The sequence below is a fragment of the Dyella sp. NPDC103356 genome, assembly GCF_055584465.1.
Window position 1 is genome coordinate 1 of the sequence record NZ_JBVJLZ010000034.1, and the last position, 1,124, is coordinate 1,124.

The following is a 1,124-nucleotide window of genomic DNA, read 5'->3' on the forward strand; positions in this document are numbered from 1 at the left end:
CTGGATCACAGCACGCAGCCGGCCAACCTGGCCTATGTGATCTACACGTCCGGCTCGACCGGCAAGCCCAAAGGCGTGGGCATCGACCAGCAAGGCATCGTCAATCGCCTGCAGTGGATGCAGGAGGCCTATCCGTTGACGGCGTCCGACCGGGTCTTGCAGAAGACGCCCTTCAGTTTCGATGTATCGGTGTGGGAGTTCTTCTGGCCGTTGATCGAAGGCGCGACCCTGGTGGTGGCCAAGCCCGGCGGTCACCAGGATGTGGCCTATCTGGCCGAGCTGATCGATGCGCAGCACATCACGACCTTGCACTTCGTGCCACCGATGCTGGAGGTGTTCCTCAACGAAGCGAAGGCCGGTTGCGGTCCGTCGCTGCGTCAGGTGATGTGCAGCGGCCAGGCGTTGCCGCTGGAGCTGCAACAACGCTTCTTTGCCACCTGGGATCATGTAGCGCTGCACAACCTGTACGGTCCGACCGAAGCATCGGTCGACGTGACGTACTACCCGTGCGAGAAAGACAGCCCGCTTCACTGCGTGCCGATCGGTCGACCGATCGCCAATATCCAGATTCATATCCTGGACGAGGCGTTCAACCCGGTGCCGGTCGGTGTGGTGGGCCATCTGTTTATCGCAGGCATTGGCTTGGCACGGGGCTATATCAATCGTCCGGACCTGACAGCACAGAGCTTTATCCCGAACCCCTTCAGTGCCATCCCCGGTGCCCGCATGTATCGCTCGGGCGACCTGGCACGCTATCTGCCGGATGGCCAGATCGACTACCTGGGCCGTAGCGACCATCAGGTGAAGATACGTGGTCTGCGTATCGAACTGGGCGAGATCGAATCGACCCTGGCCGCGCTCGATGCGGTGCGCGATGTGGTGGTGCTGGCCCGGCCGGACGAGCGAAACATCCCGCGGCTGGTGGCGTACCTGGTGGCGCACGACGGGCAGGTTCTGCCCGAGACTGGCGCCTTGCGGACGACGCTGTTGCAGACGCTGCCGGACTATATGGTGCCGGAGTACATCGTCGCGCTCGATGCGATGCCGCTGACGTCCAACGGCAAGGTCGACCGCAAGTCGTTGCCCGCACCGGACATGGTGCAGAACGAGGCCATCTATGTCGC

General features: G+C 62.6%; 1 protein-coding gene. It reads left to right on the top strand.

Annotated features, from left to right (window positions below; all coding sequences use genetic code 11):
- A partial coding sequence (locus ACZ6WW_RS23550; protein ID WP_465276341.1) for an amino acid adenylation domain-containing protein occupies window positions 1–1,124 on the top strand: 1,124 nt, incomplete at both ends.